Below are 21554 nucleotides of genomic sequence, written 5' to 3' on the forward strand. Positions count from 1 at the left end.
TCACACATCGTAATGACGATCAACCGACAACGAAGTTACTCCCCTTTGCGGGTTACAAAATATTACAGGCCATGCATTCAGTCAATGGCCTGCAACATTCGTTTTACATACCTTTACGCTGTCAGCGATGTTACCGCTTCATCTGCTGGGAAAATCACGCCGGTCTGGCGGCGAATCTCTGTTTGCAGTTTGGCGGTGATACGGCTGACGGCCAGTGCGGGGTGATCCACTTCGCCGGATTCAACCAAATGAGCAAAAGCCTCTGCCTCATACAGCATAGTATTGATGTGCTGAGGCGTTGTCAGATCCTGGGTTTTCCCCCCGCGAGGAACGAAGCACACTTTCTGACACTCGGAAATATGCTCGATCACCAGCGATCCCTGCTCACCCTGAATTTCACTGGCTAACACCGAGTCGCTTACTTTTGAGTGCTGGAGTGTGACGCTGAAATCACCGTAATTCATCACCACCACGCCGTGGGCATCTACGCCGCTTTCCAGCAGACTGGCGCTGGCCTGAACGCTTTGCGGTTCACCCCACAGCGCAACCGCTGAGGCCAGGCAGTAAAAACCGATATCCATAATCGAGCCATTTGAGAACGCCGGATTAAACGTGTTCGGATTTTCACCGTCCAGATAGCGCTGGTAACGCGAGGAGTACTGGCAGTAATTAATAAACGCTTTCCTGATTCTTCCGACTTTGGGTAGAGATTGCTGCAACAGCAGGAAGTTAGGCAAGCTGGCGGTCTTAAACGCTTCAAACAGCACGACCTGATTTTCGCGCGCGCAGGCGATAGCGGCTTCGGCTTGCGCCAGGTTTGAGGCCAGCGGCTTTTCGCAAATAACATGCTTTTTGTGCCGCAAAAACAGCTCGGTCTGCGGGAAGTGCAGGGAGTTTGGACTGGCGATGTAGACGGCGTCGATCGCCTCGCTTTGCGCCATCGCTTCCAGTGAGGTAAACAGATGCTCGACGGGGTAATCGTTGGCGAAGGTCTGCGCCTGTTCAAGGCTACGGGAATAGACCGCGGTTAACTTATATTTGCCGGTTTCATGGGCGGCATCGACAAACTGGCGGGTGATCCAGTTTGTGCCAATTACTGCGAAACGTATCATAATGGCCTTCAGGCTGCGAAAAGGGATCCTTTCGTCAATTTAGCATGCTCTGAAGACAAAGCCAGTGCGCGACTACGCAGTTTGCTTTAACGATTGTTGCGTTAACCACAGGCGGGTATCGAACTCCAGTTGATGATACTGAGGCTCCATATGACAGCACAGCTGGTAAAACGCTTTGTCGTGCTCTTTTTCTTTCAGATGCGCCAGTTCATGAACGACGATCATGCGTAAAAAAGGTTCAGGGGCATTGCGAAACACGGTGGCAACGCGGATCTCCGCTTTGGCTTTTAACTTACCGCCCTGCACGCGAGATACGGCGGTATGCAGCCCCAGCGCATTCTTCAGAACATGTATCTTGCTGTCATACATGACTTTATTCAGCGGCGGGGCATTACGCAGGAACTGATTTTTCAGATCCTGAGTATATTGCCAGAGCGCTTTGTCGGTCGCGAAATCATGCGTCCCCGGATAGCGCTTCTCCAGCACTGCGCCCAGACGCTGTTCAGCAATCAGCGTTCTCACCTGAGAAAGTAAATGTTCCGGGTAGCCCTGGAGATAAGTTAGTTGGTTCATCTTTGCCCATGCCAATCATAAAAAGTGTATACTCACGCACCCTTTTCAGGGATACGCCGAAATTTTACCATTCAGGAGGGCCGATGAGCCACATAGACAACGGTTTCCGTTCGCTGTCACTTAAACGTTTCCCGGAAACGGATGACGTTAACCCGCTGCTGGCGTGGGAAGCGGCAGATGAATATCTGCTGCAACAGCTGGACGATACCGAGATTAGCGGCCCGGTGCTAATCCTGAATGATACCTTTGGCGCGCTGGGCTGTGCGCTGGCGCAACATTCGCCGTACAGCATTGGCGACTCCTATCTCAGCGAGCTTGCCACACGCGAGAACCTGCGTCATAACGATATTGCCGAGTCGAGCGTCAAGTTCCTCGACAGTACGGCTGACTACCCGCAGGCGCCGGGCGTGGTGCTGATTAAGCTGCCAAAAACCATGGCGCTGCTGGAGCAGCAACTGCGCGCGCTGCGCGAAGTGGTGACGCCGCAAACGCGTATCATCGCCGGGGCAAAAGCGCGTGATGTGCATACCTCGACGCTGGAGCTGTTCGAAAAAGTGTTGGGTCCAACCACCACGACGCTGGCGTGGAAAAAAGCCCGTTTAATCAACTGTACGTTCAGCAAACCTGAGCTGGCCGCTGCCTCGCAAACGCTAAGCTGGAAGCTGGAAGGTACCGAATGGACTATCCATAACCACGCCAACGTCTTCTCCCGTACCGGACTGGATATCGGCGCGCGCTTTTTTATCGAGAATCTGCCGGAAAACCTCGAAGGGGAGATTGTTGACCTCGGCTGTGGTAACGGCGTCATCGGTATGACGCTGCTGGCGAAGAACCCGGAAGCCAGCGTGGTATTTGTTGATGAATCGCCGATGGCGGTGGCTTCAAGCCGCTTGAACGTGGAAAGTAACATGCCTGAAGCGCTGGATCGCTGTGAGTTTATGATCAACAACGCGCTGTCGGGCGTCGAACCGTTCCGCTTTAACGCCGTGCTGTGTAACCCACCGTTCCACCAGAAGCACGCGCTGACGGATAACATTGCCTGGGAGATGTTCCACCACGCTCGCCGCTGCCTGAAAATCAACGGTGAGCTGTACATTGTGGCTAACCGTCACCTTGACTACTTCCACAAGCTGAAGAAGATTTTCGGCAACTGCGTGACCATCGCCACCAATAATAAATTTGTGGTGCTAAAAGCGGTCAAAACCGGTCGCCGCCGCTAATCGTGTGTGCCGGATGGCGGCGTGACCGCCTTATCCGGCCTACGAAATACATACTGTTAAATTTCCAGCGCCAGCATCGTCCCTTGGGCAATAGCGCGTCGGGCATCCAGCTCCATCGCCACATCGCAGCCGCCGATCAGATGCACCGTTTTACCTGCCGCGTGGAGTGGATCAACCAGTTCACGGCGCGGCTCTTGTCCGGCGCAAATCACCACGTTATCCACGTTAAAGATCAACGGTTCGCCGTTCAACACGACGTGTAACCCATCATCATCAATTTTCTGATAGCTAACTGCCGGGAGCATTTTCACGCCGCGTGAGAGCAGGGTGGCGCGATGGATCCAGCCCGTCGTTTTCCCTAAACCTTGTCCCGGTTTGCTGGCTTTGCGCTGCAACATCACTATCTGGCGCGGGCTGCGGGATAAGTGCGGGCCTTCCAGGCGTAAGCCGCCAGGCTGTTGCAGGCTGGTGTCGATCCCCCATTCCACGCAGAATTCCGCAATGTTTTGGCTGGTGGGCTCACCGGGCTGGCTCAAATACATGGCGGTATCAAAACCGATCCCGCCGCAGCCAACGATCGCCACGCGTTTGCCCACCGGCGTTTTATCGCGCAGGACGTCAAGATAGCTCAGTACTTTAGGGTGGTCGATCCCCTCGATCGGTGGCATGCGAGGCTCGATCCCGCTGGCGAGGATCACTTCATCGAAGGGGTACAGATCGCGTGCGCTGACAAAGTGATTCAGCTTCAGCGACACGCCAGTCACATCGATCATCCGGCGGTAGTAGCGCAGGGTTTCATAAAATTCTTCTTTGCCGGGGATCTGCTTAGCGATATTAAACTGCCCGCCAATCTCGCTATGCGCGTCAAACAATGTCACGTGATGACCGCGTGCGGCGGCATTAATGGCGAAGGCGAGGCCTGCAGGACCTGCTCCGACAACCGCCAGATTTTTCGGCACAGTGGCGGCAACGATCGGCATTTTGGTCTCATGGCAGGCGCGCGGATTCACCAGGCATGAGGTGACTTTGCCGACGAAGATCTGATCCAGGCAGGCCTGGTTACAGCCGATACAGGTATTGATCTCATCCGCTCGCCCGGTTTGCGCTTTTGACAGCAGTTCGGCATCGGCGAGGAACGGACGGGCCATCGACACCATATCGGCATCGCCACGGGCCAGAATGTCATCGGCGACTTGAGGATCGTTAATGCGGTTGGTGGTGACCAGTGGGATCGTCACATGCCCTTTCAGCTTACGAGTCACCCAACTAAACGCGCCGCGCGGCACCGGGGTGGCGATAGTGGGAATACGCGCCTCATGCCAGCCAATACCGGTGTTAATAATGGTCGCCCCTGCGGCTTCTATCGCCTGCGCCAACTGGACGGTTTCGTCGAAGGTTCCGCCGTTTTCCACCAGATCGAGCATCGACAGGCGGAAGATAATAATAAAGTCATTACCGGCACGCTGGCGTACCGCGCGCACCACTTCCACGGCAAAACGCATGCGGTTGGCATACTCGCCGCCCCATTCGTCATTGCGCTGATTGGTGCGCAGAGTCAGGAATTCGTTGATGAGATAGCCTTCCGAGCCCATCACTTCGACGCCATCATAGCCTGCTTCCCGCGCCAGTTGAGCGCAGTGGGCAAAATCTTCAATCAACTGCAGTACCTCATCGTGCGTCAGCTCATGCGGCGTAAAGCGGTTGATTGGCGCCTGAATGGCAGAAGGTGCCACCAGATGCGGCTGGTAGCTGTAACGCCCGGTATGCAGGATTTGCAGGGCGATTTTGCCGCCTTCGTCATGCACGGCGTCGGTAATGACGCGATGATGTGCAAGTTGGCTGGTGTCGTTCAGCATCGCGCCGCCTTCCATCCCCACGCCGGAAAGCGCAGGCGCAATACCTCCGCTCACAATTAACGCTACGCCGTGACGGGCGCGTTCGGCGTAGAACGCGGCCAGCCGTTCTGCACCGTCGGGATACTCCTCCAGCCCGGTATGCATTGAACCCATCAGCACGCGGTTTTTAAGCGTGGTGAAGCCTAAATCGAGCGGGGCGAACAGCGACGGATAGCTCATAAAGGTGTCCAGTATGTAAAATTATTGTTATGTGGTCGGATGAGTTAATAATTTAGCCGTCGCCGCGTAAAAGGGAAAAGGGGAATGCCGTGATTGTGATGGGATTCAAAAAATGCCCCTGCGGACGCAAGGGCAAGTGGGTCAGAACGCCAGTCGTTTACCCAGACCGTCAAAGAGGTGCAGGTGCGACTCTTGTACGGTGAGCGTAAGCGGTGTATCCGGCATGAAGCTAAGCTGTTGAAAAGACTTCAGGCACACGGGGTGGCCGGCTAAATCCAACCACACCAGCGTGGAGTCGCCCTGTAATTCACACAGCCGGGTACGCCCTTGCAATGTGAAATCCCCGGTCTGCTGGTACTGCATATGCTCCGGGCGGATGGCGACAAACAGTTTGTCCCCGTCGCTAACGCCTGCGGGCTGACGGGTGAGGCGGAAGACGAGGTTATCGGCGATATGCAGCGCGCCTTCGCGCCATACCGCTGGCAGAACATTGATTTTCGGCGTGCCGATAAACTCAGCGACGAACAGGTTTGCCGGGGTGTTATACAGCTCCAGCGGCGTGCCCACCTGCTCAATTTTTCCCTTGTAAAGCACCACGATACGATCGGCCAGCGTCATCGCCTCCACCTGATCGTGCGTTACATAAATCATGGTGTTTTTCAGGGTGTTATGCAGTTGCTGGATCTCCTGGCGCATCCCGACCCGCAACGCGGCATCCAGGTTAGACAGCGGTTCATCAAACAGAAACAGTTCCGGTTGCTGGACAATAGAACGCCCGATCGCCACACGTTGGCGCTGCCCGCCGGACAGATTCTGCGGCAGCCTGTCCAGCATCCCTTCCAGCTTCAGCATGCTGGCGGCGTGAGCGACCCGCTTATCAATCTCGGCGGCGGGCGTGTTGATATTACGTAAACCGAATGACAGATTTTCCCTGACGGTCATATGCGGGTAGAGGGCGTAGGACTGAAACACCATCGACAGGTTGCGTTTGCCCGCCGCAAGCCTGGTAACCTCTTTTCCCCCCATCACCAGTTTACCGCCGTCGGGGATTTCCAGTCCGGCGATGATCCGCAGCAGCGTGGATTTCCCGCATCCGGAAGGGCCAACCAGCACAATGAACTCCCCGGAGGCGATCTCCAGCGACAGATTTTCAATGATGGTGTTCTTGCCCCAGGCTTTATGAATATTACTCAGGCTTAGCGCGGTCATAACCTCTCCTTGTCAGAATCCCAGGCTGCAATCAGCGTTAAAAGTTCATCGGTTTTGCGCGCCAGCAGTGCCGTATCCGCGCGGGTTTCCACGTTCAGGCGCAGTAGCGGCTCGGTGTTGGACGCGCGTAAGTTGAAGCGCCAGTCAACGAAGTCGATGCTCAACCCGTCGCAATCGTCACGCAGGCCGCCGGCTTGCAGATAGTGAGCGGCGATGGATTGCATGACCGATTGCGGATCGGCCACCGTCAGATTGATTTCGCCGGAAACCGGAAAGCGCACCTGGGCGTGTTCGATATACGCCGACAGCGGACGGCTGTCGCTGCCGATAATTTGCAGCAGCAATACCAGTGGGATCATCCCGCTGTCGCAATAGCCAAAATCGCGGAAGTAGTGGTGGCCGCTCATTTCTCCGCCGTAGACCGCGTCCTCTTCGCGCATCCGCGCTTTGATAAAGGCGTGCCCGGTTTTGCTGATGACCGGGATTCCGCCGCAGCGAGTTACAACGTCCAGCGTATTCCACGTCAGGCGCGGGTCCAGAATGATATGACTGCCTGCGGAGCGTTGCAGGAAGTGTTCGGCGAACAGGCCAACCAGGTAGTAGCTCTCAATAAAGCGGCCACACTCATCAAAGAAGAAGCAGCGATCGAAATCGCCGTCCCAGGCGATGCCGAAATCAGCCTGATTCTCGATAACCGCCTGCTGGGTGATGAGGCGGTTTTCCGTCAGCATCGGATTCGGCACGCCCGCCGGGAAATGACCGTCCGGCTGATGGTGCAGGCGAATAAACTCAATCTGAACCCCCGCACGGGCCAGTCCGTCGGCGATCGCGTCAAGCGCAGGCCCGACGGTGCCATGTCCGGCGTTGGTCACAATACGTAGCGGGCGAGTCGGCGGATGCTGAAGGAAGCGCAGCAGGCAGGCAATCCAGGCGGGGCGATTATCATAAGGGATGAGGCTGCCACGATGGACAATCGGTGCAAAGTCGTTGCGCTCCGCCAGCGCTTTTATCTCCAGCAGGCCGTTGTCGTTACTGATCGGACGCGCCTCTTCGCGCACCAGTTTCATACCATTGTACTGCGCCGGGTTATGGCTGGCGGTAATCTGAATGCCGCCGTCGGCACGCAGTTCCCGGGTGGCGAAATAGATCTCTTCGGTGCCTGACAGACCAATGTCGATAACATCCACGCCGCTGGAAATCAGCCCGTCGGTCACGGCGGATTTTAACGATTCCGAGCTAAGGCGAATGTCGGCGCCGATCACTACCCGGCGCGGATGGCGCCAGGCGGCGTAAGCGCGACCGATGCGAAAGGCGATATCCGGCGTCAGGTTGACGCCAACCTCACCGCGAATGTCGTAGGCTTTAAAACAGGTTAGTTCATCCATAATCTACTCTTCTGTAATTAATGAGTCAGGCTGACTCCCGAATGATGAGCTGGTAAGGCAATTCATAGTGGGTCACCGGTCCTCTGGTGAGCAGCAATTTGACGGCCATTTCCCCTTTCTTTTCCGCGTCTTGCGCGATGGTGGTCAGGCGTATTCCCGCCACCTCAACGGCGAGATTATCGAAACCGGTAACGGCAACCCGCTGCGGAACCGCCAGCTGCTGCCGTTGGCAGTAGTGGATCGCGCCGACGGCGAAGCGATCGGAAAGGCAGATAAGCGCAGTGATCTCCGGATGGGTTTCCAGTAACGCTTTGGCCGCCTGTTCGCCGTGTTCTTCATCGTGTCGGGTTTGATACAGCCAGCACGTATCAAGGGCGAAGCCGCGCTGCTGGAAAACCTCCCGGCAGGCATTCACGCGGGAGAGCATCAGCAGGTTGTCGCCGGTGACGGGGGCGGTCAGATCGCACATTCCCTGCGCCGAGGGCTGTGACGGAAAAGCGATGACGCCGAAATACCGATGACCATTATCGGCCAGATAGCGGGCAATATCGCGCATGGCGCAGGCGTTATCGATGGAGACGCTGCTGTGGTCGGGAAACTGAAAATCGAGCGTGACCACCGGACGCCCATGAGCCAGCGCGTGCTGGATCATGGCCGCATTGTTATGCGTGGCGTTGAGAATATAGCCATCAACCAGGGTGTTGAGCGGCGTCTGTTGCCGCTTACGCAAAGGGATCAAGACCAGATTGACGTTTTGTTCTTCACACTGGACGGCGATCCCCCGCATCAGCGCAATGTCGTGGGGATCGATAAACACGTAACTCATAGAGTCGTTGAATATCACGCCGATGGTGTCAGATTTGCCGGTACGCAGCGCGCGCGCCAGCTTGTCCGGTCCCTGAAAGCCAAGCTCGCTGGCATATTGCAAAATTCGCTGGCGCAGCTCCGGAGATAATTTTTCCGGATTATTCCATGCGTTCGACACCGTGGTATGGGAAATACCCATAATCTTGGCCAATGATTTTATCGTAATACGTTTCTTATCTTTATTATCATTAACGTTTATTTTCATTTTTAATATATTTGTTGGGTTTATATATTGGCGTGAATTATTTATTTCTATCGTCCATTGCGTTGAACGTTGATGCAAAGTTTAACGTTAAACAAAAATCGTTTTGTGATTTGTTTAACGTTAAACATAAAAAGGGGGTGTTAATTTACGCTCCATTCAATAGCAGGGTAGCGGTAAATCAATACTTATTGAAAGTAAATGGAGAGTTATCGTGAGAGTTGTAAAATTAGCTAAATTAACAGCCTGTGTACTATTCGCATTTTGTATTTCTGGCTGCGGTCCGGATGATAAAAAATCCGAAGAGACAGCAACAACGCCAATTAAAATGTGGGTGGCACCAAACGAAAATGAAGAAGCCTTCTGGAATACTATGGTTAAAGAATGGAATAAAGACCCGGCGCATACCCCGGTCGAATTTACGCCCATTCCTGCCGCCAGCAGTTCTGAAGAGGCAATAATGAACGCGCTGGCTTCCGGCACGGAACCCGATATTTCCAGTAATATCTTTATCGGTTTTGCCAGCCAGTTGGTGGAAATTGGTCAGCTTGAAGACCTGTCTAAAATGAGTGGTTTTAATGAACTCGTTAATAACCGACAGATGGGCAAAATTATTCCTGCCTGGCAATTAAACGGCGAGCAACATGTTCTGCCAATCTATATTAATCCTATCGTCTGGTGGTGGCGGGGCGATTTACTCAAGCAGTACGGTTTTGATCATGTTCCGACCCGTTATGATGAGCTTTATCAGCTGGCAGAGCGCCGGGCGGCGGATAATAACGGCTATGTTATCCAGATGACCGCCGGGAAAAACTGGTGGGAACGCTGGTTCGATTTTATTCCGCTTTATTATGCGCAAAACGGCGGTAAACCTTACCTCGCGGGTCATCAGGCGACGTTTGCCGATCCTGCCGGACAGGCGGTACTGACCTTTATGGGGAAAGTCTTTAACAGCAAGTGGAGCAGCTACGACTTCACCGCCGCCGACGATCCGTTAGCGACCGGGCAGGTGCTGGCATCCGCGCGCGGTCCGTGGGATATCGCTCGCTATCACAAGCAGTATCCGGAGATCCTCAAAACGCTGAAAATTGGGCCGATGCTCACCGAGAAAGGCGACGCGCACCCGTATACGTTCGGCGACAGCAAAGGGGTGGTGATCTTCAGTTCCAGCAAGCGCAAAGCGCAGGCGTGGGCGTTTATTCGGTGGGTCTTTAACAACGCCGAGCACGACCGGAGCTGGCTGGAGCTGACCGGTATGCCGCCAGCACGCAGTGATTTAATGAGTAATCCGCTGTTTGTGAATTACTTTGAGAAAAACCCGCTGGAGAAGGCGATCGCTTCTTACGTGGACGTCGCGCTGCCGCCAGCGGCCACTACGCAAACCACGGAGATTCAGCGCAGCATGACGCAGATGCTGGAGCAGGTCATTTTCAACCACGCCGATCCGGCAGCCACCCTCGATAAATCCGCGCAGGAAATTAACACGTTGCTGGCGAAATAAGGGGAAAAAATGGCTGGATATGAATCCCGCACCGGAGGCCTGCTGGCCTCCACGTGGATCGGTTATTCGTTGCTGTTCTGGTTTTATCCGCTGTGCTGGCTGGTCGTGCTTAGCGTGACGAACTGGCAATTTATTGGCACGCCGACGTTTAGCGGATTACAGAATATCATTGGCGTGTTTCATGACGCGTTATTCTGGCAATCGATGTGGAACGTGTGCCGTTTTTTAATGTGGTATATCCCGATTGTCTTTCTTGCCTCGCTGCTGTTTGCCGCGGGATTACGAAAAATTAGGTACGGGAAAAGTTTTATTGCCCTGAGCTTTTTACTGGCGAATATCTCTTCGGGGGTGGCCTATTCCATCGTCTTTGCAAAACTGTTCAGCGAATACGGGCCGGTCAATCAATTTTTACAGGCCAGTTTCGGCATCTCTGTGCCCTGGTTTACCAATCCTGACTGCGCCATGTTATCCATTGCGTTAATTGTCACCTGGAAATTCGTCGGTTATTACGGGCTGATTCTCTATTCCGGGATGGTGGCGATCCCCGCGGATATTTACAGCGCGGCGCAGTTGGATAAAACCGGGAAGTTTAAGCAAAGTTGGGCGATTACCCTGCCGATGATGAACGCGCAAATCGTGATGGTGATGGTGCTGGCGATTACCGTGGCGTTCAGCATCTTTACCGAGCCGTATCTTATCACCGGCGGCGGGCCGCTCAACAGCACCACCAGTCCGATGGTGGTGATGTATGAAGTGGCGTTCCAGAAAATGAAGCCAACCTGGGCGGCGACCATGTCGATTATCGTTGCGGCATGCAGTTTCCTCGCCATCTGGGTCTTCCGCAAAGTATTCGAAAAACATATCGAGATTGTGTGAATGAAGAAACTGACTCCCTTAACGCTGCTCATTCACGCCGTGATGTTTTTGCTGGCGCTCACCTGGCTCTATCCTTTTATCTGGATGGTGATCTCCTCGTTGAAACCGACGGCGCAAATCTACACGACCGGGCTGTTTTCCGGTCATCTGACGCTGGAGAATTACGCTTTTCTGTTCGATAACAGCAACCGGGCGGACAAACCTTTTTTGCGCACCCTGGTTAACTCGCTGTTCGTGTCGCTCACCATTACCGTCTGCGTCACGCTGACCTCAATGCTGGTGGGATATGCCGTCGCGAAAACCGAGTTTCGCGGCAAAAATGCGTTTCGCAACCTGTTGATTGTGCAGATGGTTTTCCCGGTCTTTATGTTCATTATTCCACAGTTTGTCCTGATGCGTGAACTGGGGCTGATCAACAGCTACGGGGCGATGATCCTGCCGTATGCGATGAGCGCCTGGGGCATTTTTATGGTTTCGCAGAGCTTTAAAGGCACGCCGAATGATTACCTGTACGCCGCAAGGCTCGATCACGCCAGCCTGTGGGGGATCTTGCGGCATGTGATGATGCCGCTGAATAAATCCATTCTGGCGATTGTCGCACTGTTCACCTTTTCCAGCTCATGGGACAACTTCCTCTGGCCGCTGATCGTGATGCGCGAAGTGGACAAAATGCCGTTTTCGGTGCTGCTCGCCACCTTCAGCAAATCCTACGGCATCTACCTGGGACCGGTGCTGGCGGGGTCGGTGGTGCAGATGCTGCCAATCGTTGTCCTGTTTATTCTGTTCAGAAAATACTTCCTCGAAGGCATGTCGTTATCACTGAAATAAGGAACGTGACGGTGAAAAAGCAACCGTGGTGGCAGGCGTGTACCTGTTATCAAATTTATCTGCCTTCGTTTTGCGACGGCAATAACGACGGGCTGGGCGATTTTCCGGGCCTGATTTCCCGGCTGGATTATTTGCAGGCGCTGGGCATCGGCGCGGTGTGGATCACGCCGTTTTATCCCTCTCCGCTGGTGGATAACGGCTACGATATCAGCGATTACTACGCCGTTGACGCCCGTTTCGGCACTCTCGACGATTTTCGCCGGGTGGTTGACGGCTGCCATGCCAGAGGCATTCGGGTGATTATCGATCTGGTGGTCAATCACGTCTCCTCTGAACATCCCTGGTTTCGCGATGCGTGGAATAATCCGGGCAGCCGCTATCGTGATTATTTCCTTTTTCGCCGCCAGCCGAATAACTGGCGTTCTTTCTTTTCCGGCAGCGCGTGGACCGCTGAGCCAGACACCGGCGAGTTTTATTACCATAAATTCGCGCCCGGCCAGGTGGATCTCAACTGGGCCAACCCGGCGGTGGAACAGGAAATTTACCGGGTAGTGGATTTCTGGGTTACGCAGGGGGTGGACGGTTTTCGCTTTGACGTCATCAACTTTCTTACTACCGACGGCATTGGGCCTGATAACCCGGAAGAGAACGGCGAGCAGCGCCATGAATTTGACATCAATCAGCCGCGACTCCCTGAAACGCTGCAACGGCTATGTGCCCATGTTCGGGCGCAGGGGGACTATTTCCTGATTGGCGAAATCGGCAGCGAAGACCCTGACGTGCTCAGCCGCTATCAAAGTCCGCAGCTGATGGACGTGGTGTTTAATTTCAATATCGGCAGCCAGAAAAACTTTGATGTTTCCCGTCTTTTCAGCCAGTTAAAAACCACGCTGGCTGCGCAGTCGGGTTTACCGACGCTGTTTTTCTCCAGCCATGATATGTCGCGGATGATCAGCCGCTTTGGCGAAAACGAGCGCGATACCGGGCGGGCGCTGGCGGTGTTGGCGCTTCAGCTAACGGTGAGCGGCGTGCCGTTTATCTTCCAGGGAGAAGAGCTGGGGGTGACCGACTACCGTCCGCAAACGGCAGAGCAGCTTTTTGATATTCAGGGAAAAACCCATTACCGCACCGCCCTTGCCGCAGGCAGCAGCCCACAGCAGGCACTGGCGCTGGCTATTGAACATTCGCGGGATGGTTCGCGTGCGCCGCTGCCCTGGCGCGACGCCCCCTTTGGCGGATTTTCCTCCGTCGCACCGTGGATGCCCGTCGGCGGCGATATCGCCCTGATTAACGCGGAGCGCCAGCAGCAGGATGAGACATCGTTCTGGCATCAGTACCGACGGCTGATCGCCCTGCGCCGCCGTGTTGCGGCGCTGCATCAGGGACAGCAGGACTCGCTTAACCTCACTGACGAATGCGTCTGGTTTACCCGTTCGACGGCGGCGGAGCAGGTCTGGATCGCCATCAACTTTGGTGCGCCTGTTCGCAATCCGTGGCAGGAGATTGAGGCTGAAGTGCTGTACGGAGAGGACGCGCAATGGATTGGTAAGAATCAATGTTTGATCAAAAGGAGAGTACATGGACAGGCACAGTAAAAACCCGTTGATTACCCCGGCTGACGTGACGCCTTCACTGCCCGGCAGGAAGGTCGATTGTGTTTTCAATGCTGGCGTAACGGAGTGTGACGGGGAGATCGTTTTGCTGCTGCGGGTGGCGGAAAGCGTGATCAATTCCGACCCGCAGCAGCGTGTCGTACCGCTGTTGGAAAAAACCGATGCGGGCTGGGTACAGGCCACAGCGAGTTTCGATCGTCGCGATGAACGCTATGATTTCAGCGATCCGCGGGTGATCGTGCTGAAAAGCGATCCGGCGCGGGTGTGGCTGACCTCCATGTCGCATCTGCGTCTGGCGCGCAGTCGCGACGGGGTGAACTTCCGGATTGACAGCCAGCCGTTTATCATCGCCGATACGCAATATGAAGAGTTCGGCTGCGAAGATGCGCGGATCACCCGCATCGATGATACCGCGTACATCAACTACTCGGCGGTGTCGTCGCTGGGGATTTCTACCGCGTTAGCGGTGACCAAAGATTTTGTCACGGTGGAGAAAAAAGGGTTGATCCTCTGCCCGGACAACCGCGACGTCTGCTTTTTCCCGGAAAAGATCGCCGGTAAATATCACGCCCTGACCCGTCCGGCCCCGTGTCACTTCGGTCATCCGGAAATATGGATCTGCGAGTCGCCGGATATGCTGCACTGGGGCAACCATCGCCACCTGCTGGGACGGTCCGGCGATGCCTGGGACTGCCGTAAATCAGGCGGCGGCGCGCCGGTATTAAAAACCGATCGCGGCTGGCTGGAGATCTACCACGGTGTGGATGCCGATCAGCGCTACTGCCTTGGCGCGCTGCTGCTGGATCTCAACGAGCCGACCCGTATTCTGGCGAAATCACCGGTACCGTTGCTGGAGCCAGATGCGCCCTACGAGCGCGAAGGCTTCTTCGGCAACGTGGTGTTCACCTGTGGGGCGCTGATCCGCGATGAGACGCTGCACGTCTGGTATGGCGCCGCCGATGAGTGTGTGGCGCTGGCGACAATGCCGCTGGACAAACTGTGGCGGCATCTGGGGGTTAAATAAATGCCGCAGAGCGTTCTGGGTTGCTAAACCTCCTTCTGGCAAGGGGTATCGATTCACACGTTGCGGCCGCTGGTGGACGAATCTTTTCTGCAAATAATGAAAATACGCAACAGACTTGCAGGGCAATAAATGCCCTGCAAGTCTGTATATTTAATTTCACATTGTATTTCAGGTGAGCAAGAAAACAGACAGCTCTAATCGTTATTGATATTTTAATTAATATCTGACGCGGGAGCCGCCTCAATAGCTTTTTCTTCTTTGGTTAGCCCTTTGATGTATTTACTGTATTTCCACCAGGCAAAACCGAGGAAAATAACAATCCCCCCGACGTTATAGAAAATAATGGTCATGATGTTACCACCGGTCGGGAAGGTCGAGGCAATAAACCCGATGGTGAAAAGGACAATCAGCATCGATACCACAATAATGCCGGTTTTTTGCGAACCCATACGGAAGTCGCGCGGTAAGTGGTCCAGTTTTGCGCGCAGATTCAGGTAAGCCAGCATAATAAACAGCGGCGGCAGCATCGATGCGGCGGCGGTCATGTTGATGATGGTGTTCATTAAATCCTGCACGGTATTGGAGCCGAGCGTTGGGATAATCATCAGCGGGATAACAATCAGGAACTGAATCCAGGCTGCGCGGGCCGGAACGCCATTTTCATTCAGTTCGACGGTTTTTTTACCGAAAATACCCGCCGGAATTTCAGAGAAGAAAATTTTCACCGGCGTTGCGGTCCACATCAGCAGAGAGCCGAACATCGCGGTAAAGGAGACCAGGCCAACAAAGCGGTTAACGATCAGTTCCGGCAGGCCAAAGTATGCCGCCAGACCGTGGAATACCTGTACCGAACCACCGGTAAATTTCAGCTCTTTGCTGCTCACGAAGACGTTGATCAGTACCGAGGAGATGGAATAGAGCACGCCGATAAAAATCCCGGCAATGATAATGACCTTCACGAACGATTTTGACCCGCCCTTGACGTCGTTGACGTACACTGCCACCGACTCCGCACCGCCTGCCGCCATAAAGATCCAGGTGGTGATACCGAGGAAGGCCCAGTTAAAATTCGGGATCATTGCGTCTACGGTGATAGGGTCAGCAGGCTGTACGCCGCCAACCAGCGCAGTACCCGCCAGCAGGATGTAGGACAGGGTCAGCAGCAGCATCAATGTGGAGGTGACCGAAGTAATTGGTCCTAACATTTTTGCGCCGTTGGTCGAAACCCAGGTGGAGAAGGCAAACAGCACCATACTTAATACAGTGGTTGCGAACGGCGTCAGAATGTATTCGTAGCCTAAAAAAGCATATGAGGCGTAGGCGATAACACGGGGTAACAGCGAGGTAAAAAAGAACAGGTTAACGAACCAATAGGTGTAGGCGGTAATAAATGCCCAACGTCCGCCCAGCGAACTTTTCACCCATGCATAGACACCGGCTTCGGAGTTTTTATTCAGCGAAACAAATTCAGCGATGATTAAGCAGAACGGAATAAAGTAGAAGATCGTCGCGAGGAAAAACATCGGTGCGGATGCCAGACCCAGCTCAATATTATTGTTGATAACGTTATTAAAACTATAAACCGCGGCAAAGGTGAGTGAAAGTAAGCCGAACTTGCCGATGGTATTACGTTTGGTATCAGACATAGCACATCTCCGATTCCTGATTATTATAGGGTACTGGCGGCGCAACGTCGGCGCCGCCTGTGTTTTTATTTATTATGAAAATAACCATCTTCGATGGTGACTTTGAGTACGACTTTCTTCACTGCGTTATTACAAATAAAACGATAGGCTTCATGGTTGTCACAAATAACCATTTGTCCTTCGCGCACTTCTACGGTTTTTCCACAGCCTTTCAGATATTCGCGATCGGTTTCATCGCGATAATATTCAACCACCTGGAGATCCTCTTTGGCGGCATACTCTATTTTTTGCTGTCCTTGCAGGTAGTAATGGATTTCAAAATAACGACGATGACCGGTAAACAGCGCATCGGTCGCGGAGTCTGTCTCCACGCGATAGCTCAGGGAATCACCGATAGAGTGGGCGACGCCTGGTTGAATATTATCAATATTTTCAATCGCTTCGACGCAGCGCTGCCACTTCTTCCCGGATGCGTAAATTTGTTGGAACTGCGCTAAGTTGTCGATGATCCTCATTTTGTATTCTCACTGTGCAAATTCGTGGAAAAGAACCCGGTACCAAAGATGCGGCTGGCGGCGGTTTGAGCGCTAGATTCGCTACCGGAAACCGGCAACAACGTGAAGCCGTAGCTGAACGAACGGAACCAGACGCGCCAGGAATCAAGCACCTCGCTTCCCCACGAGTTGGAGCCTAAGCCCAGCACCTGGTGGTCCAGATTCAGGGTGATGTCATCGCTGCGCTGCAGCGCATTACAGTGCTGTGCGGCAAAGATATTTTCTGGCGTATAGCGCCAGGCGCTCAGGTTGACAGGGCGCTGCGGAATCACCAGCAGACCGTTGCCGTGGCGGTTGGTTAGCGTTGCCCAGCGCACGTCCTGACGATTGCCGTTGTTTTGCGGGAACGGATAGTTTTCGAACATCTCATCCACGCTGCTGCGCCAGATATCGATGATGTTGGCCTGCTGGCTATCGGCATAGTTTTCACCGGGACCACGTCCGTAATACGCCACCTGCCCCAAATCGCCGTTGATGCCCATCGTGAAGCCGATGCACGGAATAATGTCCCGGTACTCGCCGTAAGGCTGGCCGGAAAGCTCCACGTTCAACTGACCGTCTGCGGCAATCCGCCAGCGGTAGGTACAGCGCATACCGAAATCAAATACCGGCGGGGCGATAATCGTCTGGCTGGTTATCAACAGCGCGTCATCGGTTTGCTCAATGGCAAAATCGCGCAGATGCTCCTGCATAATCTGTAAATGATTTGGTTGCCAAAGGCCTTCGAACTCTTGTTTGTGGTTATCAATGGTTGGTTTGAAGAAATTAATCTTCGGTTCACGGGTAATCAGTTCCTCACCGTTAACGGTCCAGCTAATGGGCTTACCGTTCAGTTTTGAGAAGGTCAGATGGAAGTTATAACCGCGTATGGTGCAGCTCTGGCGGCTGTCTTCCAGCGTCAGAGGGGTAGCGTTTTTCAGGCTAAACGGTACGGCAGCCGCCGTTTTGGCCTTCAGCGGGAACTGATAAGTCGCGATGTGGTGCCCGGCTTCGCTGTATGCCGTACGGGAATCTTTCGTCACGATGACGTTGAGGAACGCTTCGCGCGCATCCAGCTCCGGCAGTGTGCATTGCACCAGGGTATCGCTGTCAGGAGGGACGTCGCGCAGTTTTATCTGCTGAGCAGAAAGCGTATCTCCTTCGGCGCGAACCTCAATATGCAAGGTGTAGTCGTCAAGCGTGGTAAACCACAGTTTGTTTTCTACCCGTAGCTCGCCGCGAGCCAGATCCTGTGCGCGTACTTTTACTGGCGCAATCACCTGCTTGTATTCCTGCAGACCCGGCCCCGGGGTTTGATCGGAATAAATCAGGCCATCAAGGCAGAAGTTGTAGTTGTTCGGATAGTCGCCGTAGTCGCCGCCATATTTGTACCAGACGTTGCCGTCGTCATCTTTGGCCTGAATCCCGTGATCGCACCACTCCCAGACATAGTGTCCCTGAATGCAGTCATGCTGATAAAAGACGTTCTGATATTCCGTCAGCCCGCCGGGACCGTTGCCCATGGCGTGAGCATATTCGCAGATGATGCGCGGCTTAGGATGTGGATATTCGCCAAACTCATTCATCAGCGGCACACGGGTGTACATGGTGGAGATGATATCCACCACTTCGGCGTCACGATCTTCTTCGTAATGGATCAGACGCGTGTCATCCAGCGCTTTCGCGGCGTGATACATGGCGCGGATGTTACAGCCGTATCCGGATTCGTTGCCGAGCGACCAGATGACGATCGACGGGTGGTTTTTTTGTGCATGGATGTGGCGCACGATGCGCTCAACGTAGACGTTTTCCCACAGCGGATCGTCTGTTATCCGGCTGATATCGCCGATATTGGCGAAGCCGTGAGATTCAACGTCGGTTTCGGCCATCACGAACAGACCGTAGATATCGCACAATTCATAGAAGCGCGGATCGTTCGGGTAATGAGCGGTACGCACGGAATTGATGTTGTGCTGCTTCATTAACAGCAGATCTTTTTCAACGCGATCCATGCCAACCGCACGGCCTTTAAGATGATCGTTGTCGTGACGGTTAACGCCATGCAGCATCACGTAGCGGTTATTGATGTAAAACAGACCGTCGCGAACTTTGATATCGCGGAATCCGACCCGCTGTGGCACGACCTCAAGGAGATTGCCGTTGGCATCTTTCAGCGTCATCACCAGATGATAAAGATACGGCGATTCCGCTGACCACTGCTGCGGCGCGCTAACCTTGAAATTAAAAGCGGTGCGGGTGTGTTGATCCACTGCCAGATTGTTAATCACGCCGCTATGCAGCGCCTGCTCACCGTCAAACAAGGTGTATTCGAGCGACGCCATCGCTGGCGTGGAAGCCAGGTTTTCCAGCGCAATGTCGCAGGTGAGGGTGGCGTCGCGATAGTCATCATCGAACTCGGTGCGAACGGTAAAATCCTGAATATGGGTCGCCTGTTTGCCTACCAGATAGACGTCGCGGAAAATTCCCGCCGACCACCACATGTCCTGGTCTTCAACGTAAGTGGAATCAGCCCATTGCATTACGCGAACGCACAGCAGGTTGTCACCGGTCTTTACCACCGCGCTGATATCAAATTCAGCCGTCAGGCGGCTGCCTTTGCTGAAACCGACGTACTGACCATTCACGTAAACTTCGAAGTAGGTTTCTACGCCATCAAATTTAATCAGCGTTTGTTTGCCCTGCCAGCCTTCGCTGAGGGAGAAAATGCGCTGGTAGGCTCCGGTGGGGTTATTGGTCGGAACGTAGGGGACATCAATCGGGAAAGGAAAACCTTCGTCGGTATACTGCAGTTTGCCGTGTCCTTCCATCTGCCACATGCCTGGGACGGTGATGCTGCCCCAGTCATTCATCAACTGCGACGTAAAGATTTCCGGCACCTGCAGCGGATGCTCAAAGAACTGAAAATTCCACTGACCGCTTAGCAACTGAAAGAGGCTGCTGGTTTCGCGGGCAAACGAGCGAGCCTGCGCAACGGAGTCATAAGAGAAAAAATATGCGCGTGGCGCCAGTCGATTTTCGTGGGTGAGCTGAATGTTTTCCCAGCGATTCATAAGGCCTCCCGGTGGAGAAAAATCGGAACCATTCATTGTAATGGTGAGTAAGTGTAATTGATGGTGATTTTAGTAAAAGTTTTACTAAAATATAGCGAGTGAGGTGATTTACTTTAACTGGATCACGAAAATAATGGGGCGCAGAAAATAATGCATGACAATGCGCGCCCGGCATCTGAAGAAACCGGGCGTGTTTACTGGGGATTTTAGCGGGTGGTGCCGCGCAGTTTCAGCTTGCTGGGAACAAAAACCAGCAGAGGAAGCGCACGCCCGTCGCGGGCTTTCTCAAACAGCAGGTTGACGCCCTGACTGCCCATCATTTCTGAATGGATGCGAACGGTGGAAAGCGGAGGAAAGGTGAAGCGCGCTGTCGGGATATCATTAACGCTAATCAGCGAAATGTCCTGCGGAATGTTCAGGCCACGCTCGTGAATGGCGCGCAGAACGCCAATAGCAATCGAGTCTGAAGCCACAAACAGGGCACCGGGATAGTCGGCTTTCGCCAGCATTTTTTTGGCCAGTTCATACCCTGATGAACTGGAGAAACCGCCGCGATAGATGTCCTGTTCAGAAACGACCTGCTGCAGACGACCGTATTCGACAAACGCGGCTTCACGGATATCTGCCTTGCCGGGTTCGTCTTCACCGCCGATGAAGCCAATGCGAGTGACGCCCTGGGCGATGAAGTAGTCGATGCTCTCTTTACTGATGCGGGCCAGATCGATATCGACGGCGTCATATTCGCTGCCGGGTTCATGGAAATCGATAAAGCAGATGTTGTCAGTAAGCGCTATTGCCGCATTACGCAAAGCCGGAGAAGGCTTGCCGACAATAAGAATGCCGGTAATGTTTTTGCTCTCCGGCAGCCCACTGTGCTCATAGCAGTTGGTCAGTTCGATCCCCAGCTTCTCACACTGGGTTTCTATTCCGTGACGGATCGCGAGATAGTAAGGATCGTTGATTTCCAAATCCTGCTGGTAGCTGTAGAGCGCCAGAATATGCTGGGGGCCGAGCGCGCTGGTCTGGTTTTTACGAGCACTGCTGGTTTTGTACTCCAGTTTTTCCGCGATCTCCAGAATGCGATGCTTGGTCTCTTCTTTTACATTCAGCGTGGGGTCATCGTTTAAAACCCGGGACACTGTCGCCAGGGACACGCCAGCTTCGATTGCGATGTCTTTAAGTGTTGCCATGTTTGCCTTTTCCCTGAGTTACCTGCGCATTGTAAATGAAGTGCTTATCTATTCATCTGTTTTCAGTAAAAAAAGTACGTTTAATTGACATGCCTGGGGTAAAACTGGGCTTTCAGAGTGTGATGACTACGTCATTTTCCCGCTTTTGAGAACCATGCCAAGAAAATATTTTGCTAGTATTTAGTAAAATTTTACCAAAGGAGAACACAATGGATACCGTCGCATTTGCTGATTTTGCCCGAATGGAAATACGTGTTGGAAAAATCGCACAGGTAAAGCGCCATGACAATGCTGATAAGTTGTATATCGTGCAGGTGGATGTGGGAGAGCGTACGCTGCAAACCGTGACCAGCCTGGTGCCTTATTACAGCGAAGAGGAGCTGATGGGGAAAACGGTGGTGGTGCTGTGTAATCTGCAAAAGGCCAAAATGCGCGGGGAAACGTCAGAATGCATGTTGCTCTGCGCTGAGACGGACGATGGCAGCGAAAGCGTGCTGCTGACGCCAGAACGCCTTATGCCAGCGGGTGTGCGGATTGTTTAAGTTGTGCTAATTGCCGGATGGCGGCTACGCTTTTATCCGACCTACATTTGATCCCGTAAGCCTGAGATGCGCAGCGCCATCCGACCT

At 53.7% G+C, this 21554-nt stretch carries 17 protein-coding genes; 7 read left to right on the forward strand and 10 right to left on the reverse strand.

The features are described from left to right. Positions 1-113 precede the first annotated feature (113 nt). Positions 114-1112, reverse strand: coding sequence for a Gfo/Idh/MocA family oxidoreductase (locus HVZ52_RS02940; RefSeq protein ID WP_016154610.1), 999 nt, complete (start codon positions 1110-1112; stop codon positions 114-116). Between the two features lie 72 nt (positions 1113-1184). After that, positions 1185-1685, reverse strand: a complete 501-nt coding sequence (locus HVZ52_RS02945; RefSeq protein ID WP_016154609.1) for a M48 family metallopeptidase — start codon at positions 1683-1685, stop codon at positions 1185-1187. Between the two features lie 83 nt (positions 1686-1768). On the opposite strand from HVZ52_RS02945, the gene rlmG reads away from it, so the two are divergent. Next, the gene (rlmG, locus tag HVZ52_RS02950; protein WP_181598835.1) at positions 1769-2905 is read left to right on the forward strand and encodes a 23S rRNA (guanine(1835)-N(2))-methyltransferase RlmG; all 1137 of its coding nucleotides are present in this window, start codon (positions 1769-1771) and stop codon (positions 2903-2905) included. A 56-nt stretch (positions 2906-2961) separates the two neighbouring features. On the opposite strand, the gene HVZ52_RS02955 is transcribed toward rlmG, so the two are convergent. The 4 genes from HVZ52_RS02955 to HVZ52_RS02970 all read right to left on the reverse strand — a co-directional run bounded on the left by HVZ52_RS02955 (position 2962) and on the right by HVZ52_RS02970 (position 8646). After that, positions 2962-4980, reverse strand: coding sequence for an NADPH-dependent 2,4-dienoyl-CoA reductase (locus HVZ52_RS02955; protein ID WP_181598836.1), 2019 nt, complete (start codon positions 4978-4980; stop codon positions 2962-2964). A gap of 141 nt (positions 4981-5121) precedes the next feature. Then, complete coding sequence (ugpC, locus tag HVZ52_RS02960) at positions 5122-6189, reverse strand: sn-glycerol-3-phosphate ABC transporter ATP-binding protein UgpC (protein ID WP_181598837.1); 1068 nt, start codon at positions 6187-6189, stop codon at positions 5122-5124. Then, entirely contained in the window at positions 6186-7574 is a 1389-nt protein-coding gene (locus tag HVZ52_RS02965) for a phosphomannomutase CpsG (RefSeq protein ID WP_101701246.1), read from the reverse strand. Before HVZ52_RS02965 ends, ugpC begins: the two co-directional genes overlap by 4 nt. 25 nt (positions 7575-7599) lie before the next feature. Continuing rightward, the gene (locus HVZ52_RS02970; protein ID WP_181598838.1) at positions 7600-8646 is read right to left on the reverse strand and encodes a LacI family DNA-binding transcriptional regulator; all 1047 of its coding nucleotides are present in this window, start codon (positions 8644-8646) and stop codon (positions 7600-7602) included. Between the two features lie 211 nt (positions 8647-8857). On the opposite strand from HVZ52_RS02970, the gene HVZ52_RS02975 reads away from it, so the two are divergent. Genes HVZ52_RS02975 through HVZ52_RS02995 form a run of 5 tightly spaced genes read left to right on the forward strand, consistent with a single transcriptional unit; the run spans position 8858 to position 14485 of the window. Beyond that, the gene (locus HVZ52_RS02975; protein ID WP_181598839.1) at positions 8858-10144 is read left to right on the forward strand and encodes an ABC transporter substrate-binding protein; all 1287 of its coding nucleotides are present in this window, start codon (positions 8858-8860) and stop codon (positions 10142-10144) included. A 9-nt stretch (positions 10145-10153) separates the two neighbouring features. Then, the gene (locus tag HVZ52_RS02980; RefSeq protein ID WP_181598840.1) at positions 10154-11020 is read left to right on the forward strand and encodes a sugar ABC transporter permease; all 867 of its coding nucleotides are present in this window, start codon (positions 10154-10156) and stop codon (positions 11018-11020) included. Continuing rightward, positions 11021-11848 (forward strand): carbohydrate ABC transporter permease, encoded by an 828-nt coding sequence (locus HVZ52_RS02985; RefSeq protein WP_016154601.1) that lies wholly within the window; start codon positions 11021-11023, stop codon positions 11846-11848. Positions 11849-11859: 11 nt separating this feature from the next. Further along, complete coding sequence (locus HVZ52_RS02990) at positions 11860-13443, forward strand: alpha-glucosidase (RefSeq protein WP_181598841.1); 1584 nt, start codon at positions 11860-11862, stop codon at positions 13441-13443. Beyond that, positions 13427-14485: a glycoside hydrolase family 130 protein gene (locus HVZ52_RS02995; protein ID WP_049283294.1), complete on the forward strand. Its 1059-nt coding sequence runs from the start codon at positions 13427-13429 to the stop codon at positions 14483-14485. Before HVZ52_RS02990 ends, HVZ52_RS02995 begins: the two co-directional genes overlap by 17 nt. A gap of 212 nt (positions 14486-14697) precedes the next feature. On the opposite strand, the gene HVZ52_RS03000 is transcribed toward HVZ52_RS02995, so the two are convergent. The 4 genes from HVZ52_RS03000 to ebgR form a co-directional block, all read right to left on the reverse strand. Continuing rightward, positions 14698-16131: an amino acid permease gene (locus tag HVZ52_RS03000; protein WP_016154598.1), complete on the reverse strand. Its 1434-nt coding sequence runs from the start codon at positions 16129-16131 to the stop codon at positions 14698-14700. A 65-nt stretch (positions 16132-16196) separates the two neighbouring features. Then, a complete protein-coding gene (locus tag HVZ52_RS03005; RefSeq protein WP_016154597.1) occupies positions 16197-16646 on the reverse strand; it encodes a beta-galactosidase subunit beta in 450 nt (149 codons plus the stop codon). Next, on the reverse strand, positions 16643-19735 hold the full coding sequence (gene ebgA, locus HVZ52_RS03010; protein WP_181598842.1) for a beta-galactosidase subunit alpha: 3093 nt from the start codon (positions 19733-19735) through the stop codon (positions 16643-16645). The genes HVZ52_RS03005 and ebgA overlap by 4 nt, the downstream gene beginning before the upstream one ends. A gap of 206 nt (positions 19736-19941) precedes the next feature. Further along, the gene (gene ebgR, locus HVZ52_RS03015; RefSeq protein WP_181598843.1) at positions 19942-20925 is read right to left on the reverse strand and encodes a transcriptional regulator EbgR; all 984 of its coding nucleotides are present in this window, start codon (positions 20923-20925) and stop codon (positions 19942-19944) included. A 209-nt stretch (positions 20926-21134) separates the two neighbouring features. Here ebgR and HVZ52_RS03020 point away from each other — a divergent pair, with 209 nt between their 5' ends. Continuing rightward, positions 21135-21467, forward strand: coding sequence for a tRNA-binding protein (locus tag HVZ52_RS03020; RefSeq protein WP_016157522.1), 333 nt, complete (start codon positions 21135-21137; stop codon positions 21465-21467). Positions 21468-21554: the final 87 nt, after the last annotated feature.

The organism is Citrobacter sp. RHB36-C18 (assembly GCF_013814485.1).
Lineage (GTDB): Bacteria > Pseudomonadota > Gammaproteobacteria > Enterobacterales > Enterobacteriaceae > Citrobacter > Citrobacter braakii.

What these genes read in the sequence shown, in the direction of transcription:
- HVZ52_RS02940 (WP_016154610.1), bottom strand. Translation starts at nt 1,112, where the DNA reads ATGATACGTTTCGCAGTAATTGGCACAAACTGGATCACCCGCCAGTTT.
- HVZ52_RS02945 (WP_016154609.1), bottom strand. Translation starts at nt 1,685, where the DNA reads ATGAACCAACTAACTTATCTCCAGGGCTACCCGGAACATTTACTTTCT.
- rlmG (WP_181598835.1), top strand. Translation starts at nt 1,769, where the DNA reads ATGAGCCACATAGACAACGGTTTCCGTTCGCTGTCACTTAAACGTTTC.
- HVZ52_RS02955 (WP_181598836.1), bottom strand. Translation starts at nt 4,980, where the DNA reads ATGAGCTATCCGTCGCTGTTCGCCCCGCTCGATTTAGGCTTCACCACG.
- ugpC (WP_181598837.1), bottom strand. Translation starts at nt 6,189, where the DNA reads ATGACCGCGCTAAGCCTGAGTAATATTCATAAAGCCTGGGGCAAGAAC.
- HVZ52_RS02965 (WP_101701246.1), bottom strand. Translation starts at nt 7,574, where the DNA reads ATGGATGAACTAACCTGTTTTAAAGCCTACGACATTCGCGGTGAGGTT.
- HVZ52_RS02970 (WP_181598838.1), bottom strand. Translation starts at nt 8,646, where the DNA reads ATGAAAATAAACGTTAATGATAATAAAGATAAGAAACGTATTACGATA.
- HVZ52_RS02980 (WP_181598840.1), top strand. Translation starts at nt 10,154, where the DNA reads ATGGCTGGATATGAATCCCGCACCGGAGGCCTGCTGGCCTCCACGTGG.
- HVZ52_RS02985 (WP_016154601.1), top strand. Translation starts at nt 11,021, where the DNA reads ATGAAGAAACTGACTCCCTTAACGCTGCTCATTCACGCCGTGATGTTT.
- HVZ52_RS02995 (WP_049283294.1), top strand. Translation starts at nt 13,427, where the DNA reads ATGGACAGGCACAGTAAAAACCCGTTGATTACCCCGGCTGACGTGACG.
- HVZ52_RS03000 (WP_016154598.1), bottom strand. Translation starts at nt 16,131, where the DNA reads ATGTCTGATACCAAACGTAATACCATCGGCAAGTTCGGCTTACTTTCA.
- HVZ52_RS03005 (WP_016154597.1), bottom strand. Translation starts at nt 16,646, where the DNA reads ATGAGGATCATCGACAACTTAGCGCAGTTCCAACAAATTTACGCATCC.
- ebgA (WP_181598842.1), bottom strand. Translation starts at nt 19,735, where the DNA reads ATGAATCGCTGGGAAAACATTCAGCTCACCCACGAAAATCGACTGGCG.
- ebgR (WP_181598843.1), bottom strand. Translation starts at nt 20,925, where the DNA reads ATGGCAACACTTAAAGACATCGCAATCGAAGCTGGCGTGTCCCTGGCG.
- HVZ52_RS03020 (WP_016157522.1), top strand. Translation starts at nt 21,135, where the DNA reads ATGGATACCGTCGCATTTGCTGATTTTGCCCGAATGGAAATACGTGTT.